The organism is Negativibacillus massiliensis (assembly GCF_900148495.1).
GTDB lineage: Bacteria > Bacillota > Clostridia > Oscillospirales > Ruminococcaceae > Negativibacillus > Negativibacillus massiliensis.
On the sequence record NZ_FTRU01000008.1, the window covers coordinates 726,311 to 749,959 of the forward strand.

General features: G+C 48.6%; 16 protein-coding genes. 14 read left to right on the plus strand and 2 right to left on the minus strand.

Annotated features, from left to right (window positions below; genetic code table 11):
* Window positions 1-4: 4 nt before the first annotated feature.
* Together BQ5375_RS09445 and BQ5375_RS09450 are read right to left on the minus strand one after the other, a co-directional pair.
* Entirely contained in the window at window positions 5-2,932 is a 2,928-nt protein-coding gene (locus BQ5375_RS09445) for an AAA family ATPase (RefSeq protein ID WP_022132190.1), read from the minus strand.
* Window positions 2,929-4,101, minus strand: a complete 1,173-nt coding sequence (locus BQ5375_RS09450; RefSeq protein WP_076917765.1) for an exonuclease SbcCD subunit D — start codon at window positions 4,099-4,101, stop codon at window positions 2,929-2,931. Before BQ5375_RS09450 ends, BQ5375_RS09445 begins: the two co-directional genes overlap by 4 nt.
* Before the next feature lie 159 nt (window positions 4,102-4,260).
* On the opposite strand from BQ5375_RS09450, the gene BQ5375_RS09455 reads away from it, so the two are divergent.
* The 14 genes from BQ5375_RS09455 (at window position 4,261) to BQ5375_RS09520 (ending at window position 23,639) form a co-directional block, all read left to right on the plus strand.
* Window positions 4,261-5,625 carry an O-antigen ligase family protein gene (locus tag BQ5375_RS09455; protein WP_022131567.1) on the plus strand — a complete coding sequence of 455 codons (1,365 nt, stop codon included), beginning with the start codon at window positions 4,261-4,263 and terminating at the stop codon, window positions 5,623-5,625.
* A 69-nt stretch (window positions 5,626-5,694) separates the two neighbouring features.
* Window positions 5,695-9,159 carry a PD-(D/E)XK nuclease family protein gene (locus BQ5375_RS09460; RefSeq protein WP_076917766.1) on the plus strand — a complete coding sequence of 1,155 codons (3,465 nt, stop codon included), beginning with the start codon at window positions 5,695-5,697 and terminating at the stop codon, window positions 9,157-9,159.
* The gene (addA, locus tag BQ5375_RS09465; RefSeq protein ID WP_076917767.1) at window positions 9,149-12,721 is read left to right on the plus strand and encodes a helicase-exonuclease AddAB subunit AddA; all 3,573 of its coding nucleotides are present in this window, start codon (window positions 9,149-9,151) and stop codon (window positions 12,719-12,721) included. The genes BQ5375_RS09460 and addA overlap by 11 nt, the downstream gene beginning before the upstream one ends.
* Before the next feature lie 313 nt (window positions 12,722-13,034).
* Entirely contained in the window at window positions 13,035-13,625 is a 591-nt protein-coding gene (gene infC, locus BQ5375_RS09470; RefSeq protein ID WP_076917768.1) for a translation initiation factor IF-3, read from the plus strand.
* A gap of 39 nt (window positions 13,626-13,664) precedes the next feature.
* Window positions 13,665-13,868: a 50S ribosomal protein L35 gene (rpmI, locus tag BQ5375_RS09475; RefSeq protein ID WP_022132261.1), complete on the plus strand. Its 204-nt coding sequence runs from the start codon at window positions 13,665-13,667 to the stop codon at window positions 13,866-13,868.
* 34 nt (window positions 13,869-13,902) lie between these two features.
* Window positions 13,903-14,256, plus strand: coding sequence for a 50S ribosomal protein L20 (gene rplT / locus BQ5375_RS09480; RefSeq protein WP_022132260.1), 354 nt, complete (start codon window positions 13,903-13,905; stop codon window positions 14,254-14,256).
* An 81-nt stretch (window positions 14,257-14,337) separates the two neighbouring features.
* Window positions 14,338-15,132, plus strand: a complete 795-nt coding sequence (locus BQ5375_RS09485; protein WP_022132259.1) for a TrmH family RNA methyltransferase — start codon at window positions 14,338-14,340, stop codon at window positions 15,130-15,132.
* 31 nt (window positions 15,133-15,163) lie between these two features.
* On the plus strand, window positions 15,164-16,624 hold the full coding sequence (dprA, locus tag BQ5375_RS09490) for a DNA-processing protein DprA (protein WP_076917769.1): 1,461 nt from the start codon (window positions 15,164-15,166) through the stop codon (window positions 16,622-16,624).
* Between the two features lie 65 nt (window positions 16,625-16,689).
* Entirely contained in the window at window positions 16,690-18,930 is a 2,241-nt protein-coding gene (gene topA, locus BQ5375_RS09495) for a type I DNA topoisomerase (protein WP_083687582.1), read from the plus strand.
* A gap of 9 nt (window positions 18,931-18,939) precedes the next feature.
* Window positions 18,940-20,271, plus strand: a complete 1,332-nt coding sequence (gene trmFO / locus BQ5375_RS09500) for a methylenetetrahydrofolate--tRNA-(uracil(54)-C(5))-methyltransferase (FADH(2)-oxidizing) TrmFO (RefSeq protein ID WP_022132256.1) — start codon at window positions 18,940-18,942, stop codon at window positions 20,269-20,271.
* 47 nt (window positions 20,272-20,318) lie between these two features.
* Complete coding sequence (gene plsX / locus BQ5375_RS09505; RefSeq protein ID WP_022132255.1) at window positions 20,319-21,344, plus strand: phosphate acyltransferase PlsX; 1,026 nt, start codon at window positions 20,319-20,321, stop codon at window positions 21,342-21,344.
* A 155-nt stretch (window positions 21,345-21,499) separates the two neighbouring features.
* Window positions 21,500-22,183: a ribonuclease III gene (gene rnc / locus BQ5375_RS09510; protein ID WP_143529464.1), complete on the plus strand. Its 684-nt coding sequence runs from the start codon at window positions 21,500-21,502 to the stop codon at window positions 22,181-22,183.
* Between the two features lie 8 nt (window positions 22,184-22,191).
* Entirely contained in the window at window positions 22,192-23,232 is a 1,041-nt protein-coding gene (locus BQ5375_RS09515) for an elongator complex protein 3 (RefSeq protein WP_235849993.1), read from the plus strand.
* Between the two features lie 23 nt (window positions 23,233-23,255).
* Window positions 23,256-23,639 carry a nuclear transport factor 2 family protein gene (locus tag BQ5375_RS09520; protein WP_022132252.1) on the plus strand — a complete coding sequence of 128 codons (384 nt, stop codon included), beginning with the start codon at window positions 23,256-23,258 and terminating at the stop codon, window positions 23,637-23,639.
* Window positions 23,640-23,649: the final 10 nt, after the last annotated feature.

The following is a 23,649-nucleotide window of genomic DNA, read 5'->3' on the forward strand; positions in this document are numbered from 1 at the left end:
ACTTTTAATCTGATAAAGAAATGGACGAACCGTTTGCGGATGGGGTGACAATGATCTTATCGTGAATTCGCTCGTACAGCTGTGATACGTGAGAGATGATACCGACCAGATGACCATCATCCTGAAGGCTCATCAGGGTCTGGATTGCCATATCCAGCGACTGTGGATCAAGGCTGCCAAAGCCCTCATCCACAAACATGGTCTGGATGCGGATGCCGCCTGCATGGTGCTGGACAACCTGCGCCAGTCCCAACGCGAGCGCCAGAGAAGCCTGAAAGCTTTCCCCGCCTGAGAGAGTGGAAACGTGGCGCGGAATGCCGGTGTAGCTGTCGAAGATTTCAAGATCGAGTCCGGAAGAGGTGTTTCCGCGGGAACGGTCCTTCTTGCGCAGCAGGCGGTAGCGGCCCATGCTCATCTGGTTAAGATGCAGGTTTGCCACTGCGATGATCTGCTCAAAGTAGCCGGACAGCACAAAACTTTCAAACGAAAGTCGCTGTGGATTTTTGCCGCTGGAAATCTCTGCAAGACCGCCGATGGTTTCGAAATCCTGCTGTAGCTGCTTTAGTTTTTTGACATAGCTTTCGATGCTAGAAAGTAAGCGGGAATTCAGATGATAACGCTCCTGAATCTGGCTTAATTCCTGCTTTTTCTCCTGCTGTTGGGCTAGCAGAATTTCTCTTTTCTCGGTCAGAACCTGTAAGTCAGGACGAGGACGGCTGCCGATCTGCTCGTTCAGCTGATTTCTTCTGCTTTGTGCAGCAAGCAGCTGGCGGGAATATCCGTCAATTTTCTGCTTTAATACTTCCCGCTGGCTCATCTGTTCTGCAAGGGAGAGAAAGGCAGACTCATCAGTAAACTGATTTTTGGAAAGCTGTCCTAAAAATTCTTCGGTAAGCTGCTGGCGACGTTCCAAAAGGGAAGAGAGATCTCCCGAAATCTGGGAAACAGCAGCTTCCAGCTGGCTTTTCAGGCTGCTTTCCTGCTGAAAACGGGTGTTGATCTTTTGAATCTGCTGTTTTAGCTGCCCTTCCTGCTCGGAAAGTTGTTTCTGCTCTGCCAGCAAAGAAGAAAGGGTTTGTTCGCTATCCGGAGAAGAATGAGCTTGATATTCTTCGGTCAGGGTGTGCAGGGAAGCGCTTAATGCGCTGACCTTCTCCTGTGTTGGAAGGATCTGTTCCTGAAGGTAATCCGGGTCAAAGTAACGGCTGTGGGAAACTTTTTCGAGCGGTATCTTTTGAACGATCAGTGCTTCCAGCTGTTGGATTTGCGATTGGACTTTTAAGAGAAGTTCCTGAACTTTTTGTTCCGGTGTAGGATGGGAGAGAAAATTTTGGTCAAATAGCTGCGGCTGCTTGGAAACCAGTTCTTCCAGTAAAGCCTGTTTGGAAGAAAGGGTTCCGAATGCCTGCTGCATTTTGGTGGAAAGAAGGTTAAGCTCATCTGCATCGACCTCCTGTCCCGATGCAAAGGCGGGGGACGGATGATGAACCGAACCGCATACCGGACAGGGAACACCTTCCGATAGTTCCTGAGCCAAAAGTGCTGCCTGCATCTTGTGCATGGTATCCTGTGCCTGCTGATAATTTTGAGAAGCAAGCTCAAACTGCTGTCGCGAGGAAGTAATTTCCTGACAGAGCGTTTGAGCGCGAAGCAGGAGAGAAGCCTGCTGCGAAAACTTTGCCCGCTCCAGCAGCAGCTGACTTAAAGCAGCGCTTCGTTTAGCACTGGCAAGTTCCTTTTTGAGCTGGGAGATGCGGGCAGCTGTTTCCTCCTGACGCTTTTGCTGTTCGATGGCCTGCTCCAGTTTTTGAATCTTTTGGTAACAGAGGTCGCGCTGCAAGTTAAGTGTTTCGACCTGCTGAAACTGTTCTGCTGCGCGCAAAAAATCCGCACTTTTGTTAGTAAGCTCCTGTTTTGCCTTGGCAAGCTGATCTGACTTTTCTGCAGTCTGACGTCGACAGTCCCGAAGCAAGGTGTAAACTGGCATCATCTGGGAGGCAGTATCTAAAAGAGAGAGCTGTTCTTTCTGGCGGGAAATCTCCTCGTCTTGGGAAAGAAGATCCAGAAGCTCAGCTTCTACCGTTTCCCGAAGCCCAAACAGCTGCTCGAGTTCCTGCGCTTTTTGCAGACAAAGGGTAGCATCAGAAAGAGAAGCTTCTGTTTTTTCCACTTCCTGATTTAGAACAGTAATCTGCTCCTTTTGGGATAGGAGGGTTTGATTTAAATGCTCGCAGACGGCAGAAGGGGACGGATATTCTGCATGGATGAGGTTATGCAGAACCTCATCTTCGGAACAGTCGAGCTGTGACAGCATCGAAAGAGCAGCCTGACGCGCGGTGTCAGATTCTTTTTTGAGCTGGTCAGCACGTTTGGAAAGCTCTGCGGTAAATCGCTCATAGAGGTCAGTCTGAAAAATCTGGCGGAAGATATCCTGCTTTTCCTTGCTGGAAGCGTCCAGAAACCGCCGGAATTCTCCCTGCGCGAGCATGACGATCTTGCGGAACTGCTCACAGTTTAAGCCCAAAAGTTCCTCAATGCGGGCATTGGCATCCCGTCCGGTCAAAACCTGCTGATCTGGCAAGGTAAACAGAACTTCTCCACTTGATTCGATCAGCTCTTTTTTGCGTTTGGAGTAGACCATCTGTTTGGGAGTGCGGCGGATGTGATAGGTTTTTCCTTCCAGAGAAAAGGTAAATTCAACAAAGCAGAGATCCTGCGGCTGCGCGTGATGGCTTTTAAAGGAATCGGTGGTGCGGGTATTGCCGCTTGCATGGGAATAGAGCGCAAAGCAGATGGCATCAAAGATAGTGGTTTTGCCGGCGCCTGTTGGTCCGGAAATCAGGAAAATTCCGCTTTCAAATTGGGTGAAATCAATTTCCACCGTATCCGGATAGGGACCAAACGCATGAAATTTTAGTAAGATTGGTTTCATTCTTCTTCCTCCCTGTCCTTTTCTGCCTTTTTCAGTGCCTGTGAAACGATGTCCTGTTTCTCTTTATCCAGCTGCTGACCGGTGATATGCTGATAAAAACGGGAAAACAGTTCCATCGGTTCAAGGGCTGCAAGGTCAAGAGAAAGTTCCGGTGTATTTTGCTGGACACTTTGACAGAAGGAAAGCCCCAGTGTGTGCGGATAAACTTCCCGCAGACGGCTCATAGCGTTTAAAACAGGACCATCCGAGATAATCTGTGCAAAGACGTAGTCTTCACTCTTGTTTTCCTGCTTACAAAGTTCCTCCATCGTCCCGCAAATAAGCCGCAGATCCCGACGGGGGATAAGTGGGATAAGAGAAAAAGAGATTTTCCCTTTTTCGGTGATTTCTACAACAGTGACCGATTTGCTGTTTTTGGCCTCATCCACTGAATATTTGAGCGGAGAACCACTGTAACGCATGGTATTGCTTCCAGCGCGCTGCGCAGAATGCAGGTGTCCTAAAGCGACATAGTCAAACAGCCCTTCGCAGCAGGAAAGATCGGTCAGATCGCTGGTACCGACCGAAGTTTCTGATCCGCAGGTCTGCGGCAGAATAGGGGTATTTTCTTCACTTTCATGGTGCTGATGCATAAAAAATCCGTGAGCAAGCAGGACATTTCGCTCATCCGGGCAGATGATATCGCGGTTATGTTCGATGATGGCTTCCAGCGCCTGCGTGGAGGTGTGGATGGAGCTGTCCTCATACATCAGACGAACCTGTGCCGGAACAAAGTAAGGGAGCAGGAAAAAATTGATTTTGCCCAATGAATCACAGAGAGTGATCTTTTGCAGCTGCGGTTTCAGCTGGCCGGCAAGGTATAATCCGCTTTGCTCAAACAGATAGCTTCCATAAGAGACGCGACGGGGGGAGTCGTGGTTGCCGCTGATGGCAAGGATGGGAAGGTGGTAGCGGCGGATGAGGGTGGTGAACATCTCATCCAGCAGGCTGACCGCCTGCGCAGAGGGCATCGAGCGGTCGTACAGGTCACCGCTGATAAGCAGAGCATCGATCTTTTGTTCCTCAATGATTTGACAAAGCTGCTCAAAAAATGCCCGCTGGTCATCCAACAGGGAAAATTCAAAAAGACTGCGCCCGATATGCCAGTCCGAAGTGTGCAGCAATTTCATGAAAGGGGCTCCTTTCCAGAAGTTTGTTCCCATTATACCATAAATTTGTTTGGAACTGAATAAGCACAAAGAATCCCACAAACAGAATAAATTGTTTCACCGCATGCAAAACTAGAAAGGAACGGTAATTTTTCGAACATCAGTTTGGGAGGGAAAGCAGTGCGGACAAAGTGTGTCTGGGAAAAGATTTTGCCAATCAGTGTGGGGCTAATGCTGTATGAATTGGCAGCAGGGTCTTCTTTTTATTTGATGGAGCTGTCACTTGTTTTACTGGCAGGTTCTTTTTTGTTTGAGGAAAGAAGACTATTTATGCAGCTCCCAAAAACGATAAGCACTTTGGGACAGGAGCTGAAAAGGCTTTGCTGGGTTTGGATTTTTCTGGGGCTGTATCTTGGATGGGAGATAGTTACCCTGGGCTATTCGATCTATCCGGAAGGAGTTTTTGATAAGTACAAGGTTGTTTTTCTGATGGTTTGTTTTACCATCCTGATTTTGTGGTACCGGCAGAAAGGAACAAGCTCGGAATTCTTAATGGATAACAGAAGAAAAACACTGTTGTTTGTTTTTGCCGTATCTGCAATGACAGCGGCAGTACTTTCGGTTATCAACATTTCTTTTCCGGTGTTGTATCCGGTTTTGTATGGAAGAAGACTGTCGCTGAGACTGGACTACAATCTGTTTTCGCAGGTTGTTTTATTTGGATTGATTGCGGGAGAAACTCTGATTGGAGCGCGACAGGAAAATATTCTGTGCAAAAAACGGCTGTTTTTGTGGCTTGTCTGTGCGCCGGCGGTAGTTTTAAGTTCCTCAAGGCGCAATACCATTTTTTTGTTGTGTTTTTTCGTCTGGACAATGCTTTATACTGCGGTAAAAATAAAGAAAGAGGAAACAGATAGCTTAGGAAAACATTCTTTGAAAGCAATCGTTTCTTGGAAATCGGTCTTGCAGTGGGCAGCCGTGCTGATGGGAGTGATTGTACTGACAGGACTGATGCAGATTTATTTGGATTGGCAGTACGAGCGGATGGAAGAAAGGGCAAGACTGGAAAACAGGGAAGTGACCGGAATTTCGGATGGTTCTGCTCTGGAACGGTATGAGCAGATTGCGCAGGGGGGCGGAGAGTCCAAGCGAAAAATCATCTGGTCGGTGGCAATCCGGGAGTATACAGATTTTTCTTTGACCGAAAAGCTAACCGGAAAAGGGTTTGGTTATGACCGCCTGCTTTATCAAAAGACAGACGACAGAGAGCTGCTGGAAGCCTATGCACCGGAATCCAGAAGCCTTTTGTCTGCTCACTGTTTTGTGCTGGCAGATCTGTTAAACAGTGGGCTGATTGGTGCTGTGCTGGGGATTCTGGTCTGGGTTGCAATTGGAGTAAGGCTATTAAAAATGCTTTTGGCAGGAGAAAAAGGAACCATGTTCTTTGTCATCACACTGGGCATTACCTTTGCAAACAATCTGATTTCCAATCGCTACGGTTTTTTGTACGATAAATATTTCTGGCTGCTGCTTAGCATGTTGTGATGAAAATTTATGTTTTGCCCAAAGTGACGGAATATGTTACAATAGAACAGCAAAAGGAGGATGATCGATATGCTGATTCCGATTCTGGGACGAGCCGGCAGCGGCAAAACCACATGGATTCTCGACAAGGTCGAACAGACGGCAAAACAGGGTGGCAGAGTGCTGCTTATTGTGCCGGAACAGTTTTCTTTCGAGATGGAAAAAGCAGTCTATGCCCGCTGTGAGGGAAAGCTTGCAATGCAGGTGGAGGTGTATAGCTTCACCCGCCTGTGCCACCATATTTTCCAGCAGTGCGGTGGGATGGCAGGAGAGGTGCTCACCGATCCTGCACGCCAGATATTGATGAGTCTGGCACTGGGACAGGCAAGGGATCAGCTGGATCTTTATCTTCGCCCTTCCCGCAATACCGCCTTTGTTTCTACCATGCTCCGGCAGGTGGATGAGTTTAAAAATGCTGGCGTGACACCGCAGAAGCTGCGAGAATTTTCCAAACAGACCGCCTTGCCCCAGCTGGCAAAGAAGACCGAAGAGATGTCCACCATCTATGAATATTATCAGGCGCTTCTGTCAAACCGTTTTCGGGACGAAAAGGACAGCATCCGCACCTGCTGTGACCTTTTGGAAAACAATATGTCCGGCAAGGGATATTTTAGAGGCTACACCATCTTCATCGATTCCTTCATGACTTTTATGGCAGGGGAAAAACGCCTGATGCAGCGGATGCTTTCCGAGTGCGAAAACATGTATATCACTTTCCCAATTGATGGATTATCAAACCGCACTTCTCAGGATGATTCTGATAAAGAAGAACCGGATTCGGACGATGATGCAATTTATCTTGAGGAAGGGACCTTTGACACTGCTAGGGAAACCGCAATGAAGCTAATCCGCAGTGCAAAGGAAGCAGGTGTTTCGGTAGCGGCACCAGTTGTCCTAAAAGAGGGACGGCGTTTTGCCTCAGAACGACTTTCTTTTCTGGAGCACTGGTTCCCCTGCATCCATCAGCCTGAATATCAGGGAGAAGGAGAGAACGGGGACGTTGAGGTGATGCATGCGCCAAACCCGTATGAAGAGGTGCGCTTTGCTGCGGCGAAGATCGTAAACATGGTGCGCAGTCAGGGGCTTACATACAATCAGATTGCCCTCATTGCCAGAAAGATCGACCCTTATCTGACCGCAATCGAGGATATCTTCCCGAAATATAATATCCCGTTCTTCTTTGATTTCCGGGAGGATGTGCAGTCCATCCCGGTATTTTCGCTGGTGTTTTCTGCACTGGACGCGCTGCGGAGCAATTTTGATACCCAGTATCTGCTCTCCCTTGCAAAGAATCCGCTGATGGGAATGAATTCGGTGAAGACTTCCCAGCTGGAAAATTACTGCTTCTTGTGGGGAATCGACCACCGACAGTGGCTTTCAAAGGAAAACTTTGAAAATAATCCGCGCGGCATGGTAGAGGATTTTACCGAACAGGACCGCATGGAGCTGGATGAAATCTGGCAGACAGCGCAGGAAATCATGACGCCGCTAAAACATTTTCAGGATGCACTCGGTCTTTCCGGTCAGGAACAGGCTCCAAAGGTAGATGGGCTTTGTTTTGCAAAAGCAGTGTACGATTTTCTGACTGACAGCGGTGCAAAAGAGCGGCTCGAACAGACCGTTTCGAACATTGCAAAGAGTGCGGAAGAGGAGCGGACTTTACGTTTAAATGCCGGCGCATGGGATATTATGATGGAGCTTTTGGATGTGTTTGCCCATGTGCTGCAGGAAATCCCGCTTTCTTTGGAGCAACATCGAGAGCTGTTTTTGATGGCAGCACTCAGCAGTGATATCGGTTCAATTCCAAACACTCTGGATCAGGTATCGATCGGAAGTGCAGACCGTATGCGTCCAAACAGCCCGAAAGCCACCATTGTGATCGGTGTCAATCAGGGAGAATTTCCGCCTCAGCTTTCGGAAAACGGTCTGTTTTCGGAGGTGGAGCGTGACCGTCTGCTGGAAAGCGGAATTCAGCTGAACCCTTCGGTCATCAAGCTTGATTCCTATGAAAAGTACTATCTGTATTCTGCGCTCTGTACACCATCCCATTATCTGGTCGTGACCAGCCACACCGCAAAACTCACCGGAGAGCCAACACCGGATTCCCCGGCAATCGGAGCGCTGCTGAGAATGTTCCCAGGCTGTGAACGATCTACCCATGATTTGCCGGAGGAATTTTATATCGTCAATGAACAGACCGCATTCGAGGCGCTCTGCCGCAATATCCATGAGGATTCCCCGTTTACCGCCTCATTGCTTGCCTATTTAAAGGAAGGAGAGTATGCGCCGAAAATCGAACAGGTCATGAAGGTGCTGCGTGCAGGAGCCTTCCGTATGCAGGACAGGGAGATTTCCCGAATGCTGTTTGGCAGTCGGATGCGGCTTTCCCCTTCGAGGGTCGAACGGTACTTCACCTGCCCGTTTGCTTATTTCTGTTCAGGCGGGCTTAATCTGCAGGCACGCCGCAAGGTGGAGATTTCCCCGATGCAGTCGGGAACCATCATCCATTTTGTGCTGGAACGAATGGTGTCAGCTCATGGAGGAAAGGGATTGGGAGAACTTTCCTGGGATGAGACCAAACAGGAGGTCCGTCAGCTGCTGCACCAGTTTCTTGCAGACCGCGTCAGCCGCAGTGAAAGTTTGAGTAAACGTTTTCACTATCTGTTTGAACGTTTGAGCATCACACTGACCCGCCTTTTGCGTCAGCTTGCGGCAGAATTTGCACAAAGCGAGTTTGAGCCGGTCCGCTATGAGCTGCCAATCCGTCAGGGCGGGGAGGTTGCTCCGCTGGAGCTGATGCTGGAAAACGGTGTCAGAGTCAGCGTGGAAGGAATTGTGGACCGCGTGGATTTGATGGAAAAGGACGGAAAGAAGTACGTGCGGGTAGTCGATTATAAGTCAGGCAGCAAGAATTTCCAGTTGGACGATGTCTATTACGGGCTTAATCTGCAGATGCTCATCTACCTGTTTTCCATCTGGAAAAACGGAACAGGGGAGCTGGCAAACTGTCTGCCGGCAGGGGTACTCTACCTTCCGGCAAAGGATCACATCATCACAGCTTTCAGAGATACCAGTGACGAACAGATCGAGAAGGAGCACCGCAAGCGTTACCGCATGAACGGTCTGGTTCTGGAAGATCCAACCTGTGTTGCTGGCATGGAGCAGAAGGTTTCCGGTGTGTTCATCCCGGTCAAGACAAAAGCCGATGGCAGCTTTGACGCGCGCTCTAGCCTTGCAACCTTAGAACAGATGGGACAGATTCAGCGCCACATTGAGCTAGTGCTTTCCGAAATGGCAAAAAATCTTCAGGATGGAAAGATTGAGGCTCTTCCGGTATCCTCTTCTGGGATGGAGCCCTGTCAGTACTGTGACTATAAGCCGATCTGCCAGCATGGTCAGGACGGTGCGAGCAGAAAACTGACCGCTTTGGGAAAAGAGGAGTTTTTTGCCTGCTTAAGAGAAGAAGAGAAAGGAGAGAGGACGGATGGGGAATAAATCAGCGCCCAAATGGACAGATGCCCAGCAAAAGGCAATTTCCTGCCGGGGAGGAACCGTGCTCGTCTCGGCAGCAGCAGGAAGCGGAAAAACAGCGGTTCTGGTACAGAGGGTAATCGACATCCTCACCGACAGAGAGCATCCGGTGGATGCAAACAAGATACTGGTCGTGACCTTTTCCAACGCAGCCGCAGAGGAGATGCGGCAGAGAATCCATTCCCGCCTTTCGGAACTGATTGCCCAGAATCCCGCAGACAGCTATCTGATGCGGCAGAGAACATTACTTTCGGCAGCACATATCAGTACGGTGCACTCTTTCTGTCTGGATTTAGTGCGGGCAAACTTTCAGCTGCTGGATATCCCGGCAGATTTTCGACTGGGAAGCGACAGCGAGATAAAGCTTTTGGAAGAGGACATCGCAAAGGAAACCATCGAACAAAACTATGAGGATAATGACGGACGTTTTTCTGATCTGGTGGAGCTGGTTTCCTCCGGACGGGACGACAAGGGGCTGCTGGACACCTTAAAGCGGTTATATGCGTTTGTGCGTTCCCATCCGTTTTATCAGGACTGGTTAAACGAAAAATTGCTGATGTATGATGATACTATCCCGGTTGCAGAAACTGTGTGGGGAAAGGTCATCCTGTCCTACGCAAGGGACGCGGCGGCCTATGCGCAGAGCCAGATTAAGCGCGCCATCTGTGAGATGGAGGGCGACCTTGTCATGGAAAAGGCCTATATCAGCGCATTTGAGAGCGATCTGTCGCAGGTGGAGAGTCTGTTGTGCGAACTTTCCTACGGAAAATGGGACGATATCTGTGATATGCTGTCCGGATTAAAATTTGAGCGATTGGGAGCACTGAGAAATTATGAGGACGACAGCAAAAAGGAACTGGTACAGCGCCTGAGAAAAACAGCGCAGGCAGTCTTAAAGGAGCTTTCAGAGAAACTGTTCTGTGTGGATGAGGAAGGCTTTTCGGAGGATATTCGTTTTCTTCGTCCGAGAATCGAGACGCTGTTTGAGCTTGTGCTCGATTACGACAGAAGGCTGATGCAGGCAAAGAAGGTGAGAAGCCTGCTTGACTTTTCGGATTTGGAACATTTTGCAGTGCAGCTACTGGTCAAAGAAGAAAACGGTACGCGCAAAAAAACACCGCTTGCACAAGAACTTTCACAGGAGTTTGCCTTTGTGCTGGTTGATGAATATCAGGACACCAACGCAACGCAGGATATGATTTTTCAGAGTGTGTCGCGAAAGGATAATCTCTTCATGGTGGGAGATGTTAAGCAGAGTATCTATCGGTTTCGTCAGGCGATGCCGGAAATCTTCATTGAAAAGCGCAATACCTTCCACGATTATGATGAAAGAAACTATCCGGCAAGAATCATTCTTTCTCACAACTTCCGTTCTAGAAGCGAAGTTACCGACTGCATCAACTTTATCTTTCAGTCGGTGATGAGTCGGGAAGTGGGCGAAATCGACTACGATGATAAGGAAGCACTGACCGCGGCGGCAACCTACCCGCAAAAGGAGGATGCTGCGACCGAAATTCACCTGATCGAGAATGAAAGTGAAGAATTTTCTGACCAGCTGGCAGAGGCTTCCTATGTGGCAAAGAAGATTAAATCCATGCTGGATGAAGGATTTACCGTCAGCGAGGGCGGAGAACTGCGCCCAGTACAGCCAAAGGATATCTGCATCCTGCTGCGCTCGATGAAGAATAAGGCAGAGGTCTACGCAAACGAACTGTCCCGCATCGGGGTGGAGGTTTGGACCGACTCGAAAGCGGGATTTTTGGACACAGTGGAGGTGTCGACCGCCCTTTCCATCCTGCGGGCGGTAGATAATCCCCTGATCGACATTCACCTCACTGCAGCGATGATGTCACCGGTCTATGGATTTTCCGCAGATGATATGGCAGTGGTGCGGATGAAGGACCGTTCATCACACCTGTATCAAAACTGTCAGGCGATCGCCGCGGCAAATCCCGAGGATCTGACAGAACAGGAAGCACAGCGTCAGGAACTTTGTCAAAAATTCCTGCAATCCTTTTCCGAGCTTCGGCTGATTGCTTCGGCAAGTCCGGCACACCGCCTGATTCAGCAGCTGATTGAAAAAACCGGACTGTGGGATCTGGTGCTTGCCATGAAGTATGGACAAACCCGAAAAGCAAATCTCAGGCTACTGATCGAATATGCACAGGAATATGAAGCGGGTGGACAAAAAGGAATTGCAGGATTTTTACGTTTTGTGGATAAAATGCAGAGCCGCGGGGAAGACTGGGCGTGTGCAAGCTCGGTTACCGATCGTTCGAATGCGGTAAGGATTATGAGTATCCACCATTCCAAAGGGCTGGAGTTTCCGGTGGTATTTTTGTGCGATACGGCAAAGAAGTTTAATACGCAGGATCTGCGCAGCAATATGCTTTTACACTCCCAGCTGGGATTTGCCTGCTGTGCCAGAGATTTTGTCACCCGTAAGCAGTATCCAACCGTTCCGATGGAGGCTCTGAGGCTGGAGCTGGAACGTTCGATGCTTTCGGAAGAGATGCGCATTTTGTATGTGGCGCTTACCCGTGCTAAGGAAAAACTGATCGTGACCTCGGTGCAGAATCAGCTGGACAAAAAACTTTCGAGCTACACCAGCGCTTTAACCGAACGACAGAAGATTTCCCCATACGTTGCACGAGGCGCTGCAAGCTATGCCGACTGGATTTTGATGAGCCTTGTGTTCCATCCAAACTTTACCAAACTGTGTATGGAACTTGGCTGCATGCCCGAAGATGTGGTGACTTATCCGGAGTGCCGCTTTGTTCCGGTGGTTGCAAAGGTAAATGGGACCGAGGAACAGAACACAGGGGAAGAACTTTTATTTACGCAAAAACCGGATCAGAGGTTGATTGAGAAAATCCGGGAATGCTGTACCGATCCTTATCCGGACAAACAGGCAAGAGAGATTGTCACCAAACTTTCGGTTTCGCAGGTTGTACACGGCGAGCATCAGGATGTTCCGTTTTCCAGGGAGCCTTCCTTTCTAAAGAAGGAGGAAGGAGCGCTCTCAGCAGCCCAAAAAGGAACAGCGCTGCATACCTTTATGAGCTGTGCTGACCACAAAGCAGCAGAACATGATCTGGAAGGAGAGCTTGAGCGTCTGGTACGGGAAGGTTATCTGACCCAGAATCAGGCACAAAGCATTGACCGAAAGGCAGTTTTATGTTATTATCAGTCAGGACTTTTTAAGAGGATCAGTCTTTCTTCCCATGTGCGCCGGGAGTTTGCGTTCCAGGGACAGCTGGGAAAAGAGGAACTGGAAAGCGTGATTCCAAACATCGGGTCTCACCTTGTCACGGTACAGGGTATCGCTGACCTTCTGTTTGAGGAAGAGGACGGATTTGTACTGGTTGATTTTAAGACAGACCATGTGGCAAATCCCGCTGTTTTGGCAGAGCGTTATGAAAAGCAGATGCGTTTGTACGCAAAAATGCTTGGAAAAATTACGCCAAAACCAATCAAGGAACAGATCATCTATTCGCTGTATCAGGGCAGAGAGATCGTTTTGTAAAGCCTTTTTTGAAAAAGGTCCACAAACAAAAAGGAAAAACTTTGCCGCTTTGTTGTGCTTTTTGGCAAAATGCAAAAACAGATAAAAAAACTGTTGACAAAGCAGACAAAACGTGGTAAAGTATTCTACGAAAACAAAGCAGAACAACATTCCGTTCTCACCGGCTCACAAAGGGTGCAGCCAGGTCAATACTTTGATTATCAGCTCGATCTTCGGGCAGATTCAATGTGACCTTATCAGCGCAGGCGGAATACGTCTGCGCTTTCATTTATTTGAGGTGCTTTGGAGGTGCTTTACCATTAGCAAAAAGGAAATGCCTATCAATGAGGAAATCAGAGAAAAGGAAATCCGCGTAATCGGTCCGGACGGCAATCCGCTGGGCATCATGAGCTCGAAAGAAGCTTTGCAGATTGCGCAGAGAGAAAATCTTGATTTAGTCAACATTTCTCCAAAAGCAGTACCGCCGGTATGCAAGATCATGAATTACGGCAAGTACCGCTTTGAACAAGCAAAACGCGAGAAAGAAGCAAAGAAAAAGCAGAAAACCGTAGAGATCAAAGAGATCAGACTTTCTCTGAAGATCGATACACATGACTTTGAAACAAAGGTCAACCAGGCCAAGAAGTTTTTGGAACACGGCGACCGCGTAAAAGTTGCAATTCGTTTCCGCGGACGTGAGATGGCTCATCCGGAACTTGGCAACGCTACCATTAAACGGTTTGCAGATGCTTGTGCGGATGTTGGAGTCATTGATAAACTTCCAAAAATGGAAGGACGCAGCCTGATTATGTTCATCTCCGCAAAACCGGCATCTAAAACAACTGCAAAGCAAACCGAGAAACCGGTTTCTGAAAAACCGGCAGAAAAGCCTGCGGAGGAAACAAAGGCAGAAGATCAGGAATAATCCTGATACCTGCAAAGCAACAATAAGGAGGAAACAACAATGCCAAAGCTCAAAACACATACTGGAGCAAAAAAACGTTTTAAATTGACCAAAAACGGTAAAGTAAAACGCGCTCATGCGTTCAAACGTCACCTGCTCAACAACGGCCGCAAAACAACAAAACGTAAAAGAGGCCTGAGAAAAGCAACTTACGCTGACAAGACCAACGTAGCAGCTATCAAACATCTGCTGCCATACGCATAATTGACCAAAACAACCTACACGGAGGGATATAGACATGGCTCGAGTTAAGGGCGCGATGATGACTCGCAAAAGAAGAAAGAAAGTTCTGAAACTGGCTAAAGGCTACTTTGGCAGCAAATCCAGACATTTTAAGATGGCTAAACAGGCTGTTTACAAATCCGGTAACTATGCTTACATCGGCCGTAAACAGAAAAAACGTGACTTCAGAAGACTTTGGATCACCAGAATCTCTGCAGCTTGCCGTGCAAACAACGTTTCTTACTCTGTATTCATCAATGGTTTGAAGAAAGCCGGCATTGATCTGAACAGAAAAATGCTGTCCGAAATCGCTATTCATGATGCAGCAGCATTTACCGCTCTTGTTGAAAAAGCAAAAGCAGCTCTCTAATTTAGAACAAAACGCCCGGGTCGTATGACAACGGGCGTATTTTGTTAATTGGATATTTTAAGATTTAAAGGAATGGACAGGATGCAGACAATCACTTCGAAGGACAACCCCAAAATTAAAGAAGCGGCAAAGCTGGTACAGTCCAAAAAAGCACGCCGGGAAAAAGGTCTGTTTTTGACCGAAGGGCTGCGTCTTTGTATGGATGCGGTAAAAAGCGGCAGAATACCATTGCAGACCTTCCTGACACAGGCGGTATATTCCCAGCTTGAACAAAGGGAAGACGGCAGGGAGCTGCTTTCTCAAAGTCAGGAAATTTACCTGATTACCGATGAAATTGCTGATAAACTTTCAGATACCCAGACACCGCAGGGACTGTTCTGTACATTTGAAATACTTGACAATCGGGAAAGGCTTGCTACAATAAAGAGGAATCGGGTTGTGGTGCTCTCTTCCTTACAGGACCCCGGCAACATCGGAACGATCATCCGAACCGCAGAAGCGTTTGGGGTAGATCTGATTGTGATGAGTGCGGACTGTCCGGATCTTTATGCACCCAAAACGCTCCGCGCAACCATGGGCGGTGTGTTCCGCATGCCGATTCTGGTGACCGATGACCTGAAAAATGAGATCTTTTCCATGAGAAAAGAAGGTATTTCGGTATATGCGGCAGCACTCAAGCAAAACAGTGTTCCAATTACACAGATTGGCTTTGATGCCCCGAGTGCTGTTGTAATCGGAAATGAAGGCAACGGCCTGACCGATGAAATGATCGAAGCGTGCACAGCACCGATGATTATTCCGATGGCGGGCAAGGCAGAATCGCTCAATGCAGCGGTGGCAGCGACAGTAGCGATCTGGGAGATGTGCAGAAAGTAAATCGAAGAGCAGACGGGAAGGAGAGGGCAGCATGACGCGGGAACTTTATTGGATCTGGCTCTCACAGGGTCTTGGAACGGCAAGCCCGGCAGCGCAGGCAGTAGTCGAGCATCAGCTTGATCCACAGAAGTTATGCGCGATGAGTTTGCAGGAACTGCTTCAGATGGAGCTGTTTTCGGCAGAAGTTTGCAAAAAGCTCAAGTCCTTTCCACTGCAAAGCGCACAGAAGATTCTGGACCGCTGCAATGAACGCGGCTATTCGGTTCTCAGCATTGAGGATCAGGATTATCCCCGGCAACTGTTGTCTCTGTGTGATCCGCCGCTTGTGCTCTATGTACAGGGCGATACCCGGCTGCTTGGAATGATGGAAACCCTTCCGGTTCTGGCGGTGGTTGGCACCAGAAATCCAAGTGATTATGGTGTTCGGGCAGCAGGAGACCTGTCACGGAAACTTGCCCAGATGGGGTTGGTGATTGTCAGTGGTCTTGCCATGGGCATTGATGCCTGTGCTCACCAGTCAACTTTGAGTGTTCACGGAAAGACTGTTGCGGTACTTGGCTGCGGGCTTGATTACACCTATCCTGCACAGACTGCAGGACTGCGGGAACAAATTTTGCGTCAGGGCGGAACCGTTTTATCTGAGCTTGCGCCGGCAGTTTCGGTCAACGGAAAATATTTTCCGGTTCGCAATCGACTCATCGCGGGATTGTCTCAGGGAGTTTTGGTGGTGGAAGCGCCGGCAAGAAGCGGTGCACTCATTACAGCTTCCTGTGCTCTGGAACAGGGCAAGGATGTGTTTGCAGTGCCGTTTGGAATTTATGATCGAAACGGTGCGGGAACACTGGGACTGATTCGGGACGGAGCGATTCCGGCAATCAGTGCACAGGATGTAGCATACCCATTTGCACAGCGCCTTTCCAGACAGATTGCTCTGGAGGCCCAGAAGGAAACAGCAAAAGTACAAAAAATAGAGGAAAAAACAATACAGGAAAAAGAAAAGACAGTGCATGACGTGCATCCTTTCCAAAGAGAGGATGAGCACGCAGCGCATACTCTGCCAAAAACAGAGAGAATTTACCGGGGATCTGATGAAAAACAGATCAATCCGGATGTTGAATCGGCAGAATGGAAGAGGGAAAAAGAAAAGCTTTTAACAGAGTTTTTAACCTTAACCAATCGGCATAAGGAAGAAATTGCACCGGAAGAGATTTTAAAATCGCTTCCAATTCAAAACAGGACATCACAAGTGCCTGCAAATGCAAGGCCTTTGACGATAGATCAGGCAGAACAGCAGGAAGAGAACAGCTTGACCGAAAGCATGACCGAACAGCAAAAAAAGGTGTATGGAATGCTCACAAAACAGCCTCAGCCGCTTGAAGAGCTGGCACAGCGCTGTCAGATGAGCGTGGGAGAACTGACATCGATTTTGTTTGAGATCGGGGTTCCCGATCCGATCAGGGTCTATCCGGGAAGAATGTTCAGCCTGAAGTAAGCAAGACACAGATTCCAATTTTCTTCTGAGGAAAACCAGTGCAGGAGAAAGAAGTGGAGGTTTGAATGGTAAACGAAAAAGTGGAGCAGACCGCAGAAAAAAAGACCAAAGCAACAGCGGTCAAAGCTTCCTCTAAAAAGGATACAACGAAGAAAACTGCTGCAAAGAAAACAACAACAGCAGCGAAAAAGACAACAACCAAAAAGAAAGCAGCAACAACCAAGAAAGCTGCTGCACCAAAACTGGTTATTGTGGAGTCCCCGGCCAAGGCAAAGACCATCCAGAAATATCTGGGCAAGGGATATGAGGTTATGGCATCGATGGGACACATCCGTGACCTGCCAAAATCCAGATTGGGTGTTGACATCGAAAACGGATTTAAGCCGGAATACATTGATATCCGCGGCAAGGGTGAGCTGAGAAATGAGCTCAAGAAAAAGGCGAAAAAATCAAGTTTTGTCTATCTCGCAACTGACCCTGACCGCGAGGGTGAAGCAATCTCCTGGCATCTTTCCAACATGCTGGGTCTGGACAATAATCAGGAAAACCGCGTGACCTTCAATGAGATCACCAAAAGCGGTGTCAAAAACGGAATGGCTGCACCACGCCACATCGATGTTAATTTAGTTAACGCGCAGCAGACCCGCCGTGTGCTCGACCGTCTGGTAGGCTATAAGCTCAGTCCTTTCCTGTGGAAAACAGTAAAACCGGGACTTTCCGCAGGTCGTGTACAGTCGGTTGTCGTAAAATTGATTGTAGACCGTGAGCGGGAAATCCAGGCATTTAAGCAGGAAGAGTACTGGACCATCGACGCAAAACTTTCCACCAGCCGCTCCAAAAAGCAGTTCCCTGCAAAACTGACCTCTTATCAGGGAGAAAAAGTGGAAATTCCAAACGAGGAAAAAGCACAGCAGATCCTTTCTGAACTGGAAAACAAGGACTTTGTTATCTCCGAAATCAAAAAAGGCGTGAAGAAAAAGGTTCCTGCTCCGCCGTTTATTACATCTACCTTGCAGCAGGAAGCTTCCCGCCGCTTGGGATTCCAGGCAAAACGCACCATGAAGGCAGCACAGGAACTGTATGAAGGTATCGATCTGCCAAAACTGGGTGCTGTGGGTTTGATTACCTACATGAGAACCGACTCGCTCCGTATCTCGGAAGAAGCAGTTCAGGGAGCAAGAGAATATATTACCGGAAAATACGGTGCAGAATATCTGCCGGAGAGCCCTCGTGTTTATAAGAAAAAAGGAAATACTCAGGACGCGCACGAAGCAATCCGTCCAACCATGCCTTCGATGACACCAGAGCAGGTGAAGGAATCGCTGACACTGGATCAGTATAAACTGTACAAACTGGTTTGGGAACGCTTTACCGCAAGCCAGATGGCGGATGCTCTGCTGGATACCGTATCCGCAACCATCGACTGCGGCGACTATTCCTTTAAATCCTCCGGCTATTCGGTTCGTTTTGACGGATTTACCGTATTATACGAAGAATCCAAAGATATTCCAGAAGAAAAAAGCCCAGCTCTGCCGGAACTTTTGCAGGGTGAAACTTTAAACCTCAACGATCTGGAGAAAAATCAGCATTTCACCCAGCCTCCGGCACGCTATACCGAGGCTTCGATTATCAAGGCACTGGAAGAAAACGGTATCGGCCGTCCAAGTACCTATGCACCGACCATCACAACGGTTATTCAGCGCGGCTATGTGGAGCGCGAATCCAAGAGCCTGGTTCCGACCCAGTTAGGAGAGGTGACTACCAAGCTGATGGAAGAAGAGTTCAGCTCGATTGTAAACGTGGACTTTACCGCAGAGATGGAGACCAATCTGGATAAGGTGGAGGAAGGAACTGCAGACTGGGTACAGACCCTCTCCACCTTCTACACCGAGTTTGAAAAGAACCTCACCGAAGCAGAGAAGAAGATGGAAGGCATGAAGCTGGAAGTTCCGGACGAAGTGACCGATGTCATCTGCGAAAACTGCGGCAGAAACATGGTCATCAAGATGGGACGCTTTGGAAAGTTCCTTGCCTGCCCGGGATATCCGGAATGTAAGAACACCAAAAAAATCGTCCAGGAAACACCGGGAAGCTGTCCGATATGTGGCGGAAAGATTCACGCGAAAAAGTCCAAGAAGGGTAAAACCTATTTTGGATGTGAACACAATCCACAGTGCCCGTTCATGACCTGGGACAAACCGGTAGCGGAGAAATGCCCGAACTGCGGTTCGACCCTCTTCCAGAAGGCCGGCAGAGGCGGAAAGCTGCACTGCTTAAAGGAAGGCTGCGGCTACGAAAAGGAGTAAAGACCCCTTATGACACAACAGAACACCAACACACCGGTTTCGGTTATCGGAGCCGGACTGGCAGGCTGTGAGGCGGCTTGGACACTGGCAAATGCCGGTGTCCCGGTAAAGCTTTATGAGATGAAGCCGCACTGCTACAGCCCTGCACATAAATATCAGGGATTTGCAGAGCTGATCTGCTCCAACTCCCTCAAGGCTGCCCGCATCGGTTCTGCGGCAGGAATGCTCAAGGAAGAGATGCGTATTTTAGGCTCCATCACGATGGAAGCAGCGGCACACACCGATGTTTCCGCTGGCGGGGCTTTGGCAGTGGACCGAGAAAAATTTTCCGATTACATCACCGAAAAAATCAACGCCCATCCGCTCATCACCGTAATTCATGAACGGGTGGATGAGATTCCGCAGGGAAAGGTGATTATCGCAAGTGGACCGTTGACCGAGTCCCACCTTGCGCAGAGCATCGCGAAATTATGCGGTGAGGAATATCTTTCCTTCTTTGATGCGGCAGCACCGATTGTGACCTTTGAGTCGCTCGATCAGGACAAAGTATTCTTTGCTGCTCGCTATGGCAGGGGCGAAGACGACTATATCAACTGCCCGATGGACAAAGAACAGTATGAGCTGTTTTACAATGAACTGATCAATGCCCAGTCGGCAGATCTTCACGAATTTGAGAAACAGGAATTTAAGGTATATGAAGGCTGCATGCCGGTAGAGGTAATGGCAAAGCGCGGAGCAGATACCCTGCGTTATGGGCCGCTTAAACCGGTGGGACTGACCGATCCGAATACTGGACGCCGTCCATGGGCAGTGGTTCAGCTGCGTGCAGAAAACAGGGAAGGAACCCTTTATAATCTGGTTGGCTTCCAGACAAACCTCAAGTTCCCAGAACAGAAACGTGTATTCTCCCTGATTCCGGGACTGGAACATGCAGAGTTTGTCCGCTATGGTGTCATGCACCGCAACACCTTCTTAAATTCGCCGAAGCTTCTGACATCGGCATTTTGTATGAAAGAACATCCGGATATCTACTTTGCAGGTCAGATGACCGGCGTGGAAGGATATGTGGAATCGGCGGCATCCGGCATCCTTGCTGGAAAAAATATGGCAAGGGCAATTCTTGGAAAAGAACCGCTGCTTCTGCCGGCGGACTGCATGCTGGGTGCTCTCTCCCGTTATATTGCGGATGGATCGCTTCATGATTTCCAGCCAATGGGTGCAAACATGGGAATCTTGCCGCCATGGCCGGAACGTGTGAAGGACAAAACCCTGCGATATGAAAAAATTGCAGAGAGAGGACTTTCCCATCTGAAAGAATATCTGGAAGCGCTGGACCAATAAGATTTTGGGACAGGCGCAAATCAAAATAGCAGAGAGGGGTTATGACCATGAAAATTATCGTGGATGCTTTTGGCGGCGACAATGCACCGCTTGAGATGATAAAGGGCGCCAAGATGGCGCAGCAGGAATATGGTGTGCAGGTGCTGCTGTCAGGAGAACGGAACAGCATTGCAGCGTGCGCAAAGGAAAACGGACTGGATATCTCGGACATCGAGATTATCGATGCTGAGGGAATGATTCCGGTGGAAGCTGACCCGACCACTCTGCTCAAAGAGTATGAAAACTGCTCGATGGCGGCAGGACTGCGCGCACTCAAGGAAGGAAAAGCAGACGCATTCCTTTCAGCTGGCAGCACAGGTGCTCTGGTAGTGGGTGCATCCCTGATTATCAAACGAATCAAGGGTGTTCGCCGCACCGCAATTCCGACCGTCATCCCAAACGAAACAGGCTGCTTTATGCTGATTGACTCCGGCGCAAATGCCGAGGTAAACAGCGATATGCTGCTGCAGTTTGGTATGATGGGCAGCGTGTACATGAATAAGATTATGGGCGTGGCTTCTCCAAGAGTCGGCTTAATCAACATCGGTACCGAGGAGAGCAAAGGCCTTGACCTTCACCGCGAAGCATATCAGAAGCTTTCCCACGCACCGATTCACTTTATCGGCAACGTGGAAGCAAGAGGTCTGCCAATGGGAGATTGTGACGTTGCAGTATGCGACGGTTTTACCGGAAATGTGGTGCTCAAGCTCATTGAGGGAATGGCAAAATTCTTCTCTCACCAGCTCAAAGGTATGCTGATGCGCTCGACCAAAACCAAAATCGCTGCGCTCATGTTAAAGGACGGAATCAGCGAGTTTAAATCCAAGCTCGATTACAGCGAGTACGGCGGTGCACCGCTTCTGGGTATTTCCAAGACTGTTATCAAGGCACATGGAAGCTCGGACGCTAAAGCGATCAAAAATGCAATCCGTCAGGCAAAGGAATGTATCGAAAACGGTGTTATCGATGCCATTGCTGATAATTTAAGCCAGATGAAGGAGCAGGCAAAGGAAGCTCCGGCATCCGAAGAATAATCATTTACTGAGCATTTCCGGAAAAGGGGGACGTCCTCCTTTTCCGGAGTATTGCGCGGGCGTTTTTGAAAAATGACTGTAAATAGTTTGCGGTAATTTTTGAGATATGCCCGGAATTTTAAGGAATCAAACAAAGAATGAGAGGAATTGAGGAAATGACAAAATCCATCCAGCAGCTGCAGGATACAATCGGTTACAAGTTTCACAATCCGGTTTTTTTGGAAGTCGCACTGACCCACTCTTCCTACGCAAACGAGGTGAAACATCAGTTAAAGTACAACGAACGTCAGGAATTTTTGGGTGATGCAGTATTGTCCATCATTGTATCGGACTATCTGTTTAATAACTACACCGTTCCAGAAGGAGAACTGACCAAACTGCGCGCAGCTATTGTCTGTGAAAAATCACTTGATGTAATGGCAAACAAAATCCATCTGGGAGAATATCTGCGCCTAGGACGCGGCGAGGAGATGACCGGCGGAAGAACCCGCCCATCCATCATTGCAGATGCTTTTGAAGCACTGATCGCAGCAATTTACTTAGACAGCGGCATCGAAAGCGCACGCGCTTTTGTCCTACCGTTTGTCACCGAGATGCTCGAACACGAGGACAGCCTTTCCTTTAAGGATTACAAGACCATCCTTCAGGAGATTATCCAGCAGAATCCGGAGGAAAAACTGGTATATAAACTGGTTGGGGAAAAGGGCCCTGACCATGACAAACGCTTTGTTGTTGATGTAATGCTCAACAGCAACGTTATCGGCAAGGGAGAGGGCAGAAGCAAGAAAAATGCAGAACAGATGGCTGCAAAAGAAGCCCTTGAACTGATGGGAAGATAAGCAAAACCATGGCAGAATCGAGGATAGTTCCTGCTGAAAAAAAAGGCAGGATAAAACATGCCAACGTTTCGATTTTTGTGCCGCATGTCGGCTGCCCTAATCAGTGCAGCTTCTGCAACCAGAGAAAGATTTCGGGTGCAGAACAGGCCCCGACCCCGCAGCAGGTAAAAGAAGTTTGCCAAAAAGCTGCCGAGCTTCGGAAGGGAAAACTTCACGATACCCAACTTGCCTTTTTTGGCGGCAGCTTTACCGCTATTGAGCGCGGATATATGCTTTCTCTGCTGGAAGCGGCAAAATCTTTTGTTGGAGAAGACGGCTTTGCAGGAATCCGCATTTCCACCAGACCGGATGCCATTAACGAAGAGATTCTGACTATCTTAAAGGAATATCACGTTAACGCCATCGAACTTGGTGTTCAGAGCATGAATGACCGGGTACTTCTGTCAAACAAACGAGGTCACACCGCACAGGATGTGGTGAGGGCCGCAGGGTTGATTCGGGATTTTCAGATCGAACTGGGTTTGCAGATGATGACAGGGCTTTACCAAAGCACATGGCAGGACGACGTTGATACCGCAAAAGCGATTGCCGCCCTGCATCCCAAAACGGTGCGCATCTATCCGACCATCACACTGGAAGGGACCGACCTTGCTGTCTTTTATCAGCAGGGGCTCTATCAGCCAATGAGTCTGGAAGACAGTGTAAAGCTGTGCAGCGACCTCCTCGAATTTTTTGAGGAACAGGATATTCAGGTTATCCGTCTGGGACTGCATGCACAGGAGTCGCTCGAGCAGGGATACCTTGCAGGACCGTATCATCCGGCATTCCGGGAACTGTGTGAGGGCAGGATTTACTTAAAGAAAGCACTTTTGCAGATCGATCAGTTTCCGGAAAAAACACCGCTTACCATCTATGTAAATCCCAAGGAACTTTCCAAGATGGCAGGGCAGAACCGATGCAATCTAAATTACCTCAAACAGCGAAACCCCATCAAGATAAAACCCGATGATTCACTCGAAGCTTTCTGCGTGAGGGTGGAGTCGGTATGATGAGATAACAGGGGGAAAATCAAATGGAGATCACCGCTTATTTTCGGGATGTTGTAAAACAGGATGCGCAAAAACTAAAAAATTATTTTGCTAAGGATGCAAAGGTGCTGTGGCACAACACAAATGAATGTTTTACCGCAGAGGAATTTATCCGTGCAAACTGCGAGTATCCCGGAAGCTGGGACGGGGAGATTGAAATTTTAACCCCAATGCAGGATGGCTGGATTCTGGCAGCGCGTGTCTGGGAAAAAGACCTTGCCCAAAACGGGAAGGAAGCGTCCTTTCATGTGGTATCCTTTGTGCACATGCAGGGAGAGAAAATCAGCAGGATCGATGAATATTGGGGCGATGACGGAAAGGCCCCGCAGTGGAGATTAGATAAAAAGATTGGGACACCGATTCGATAGAACGTTTAAA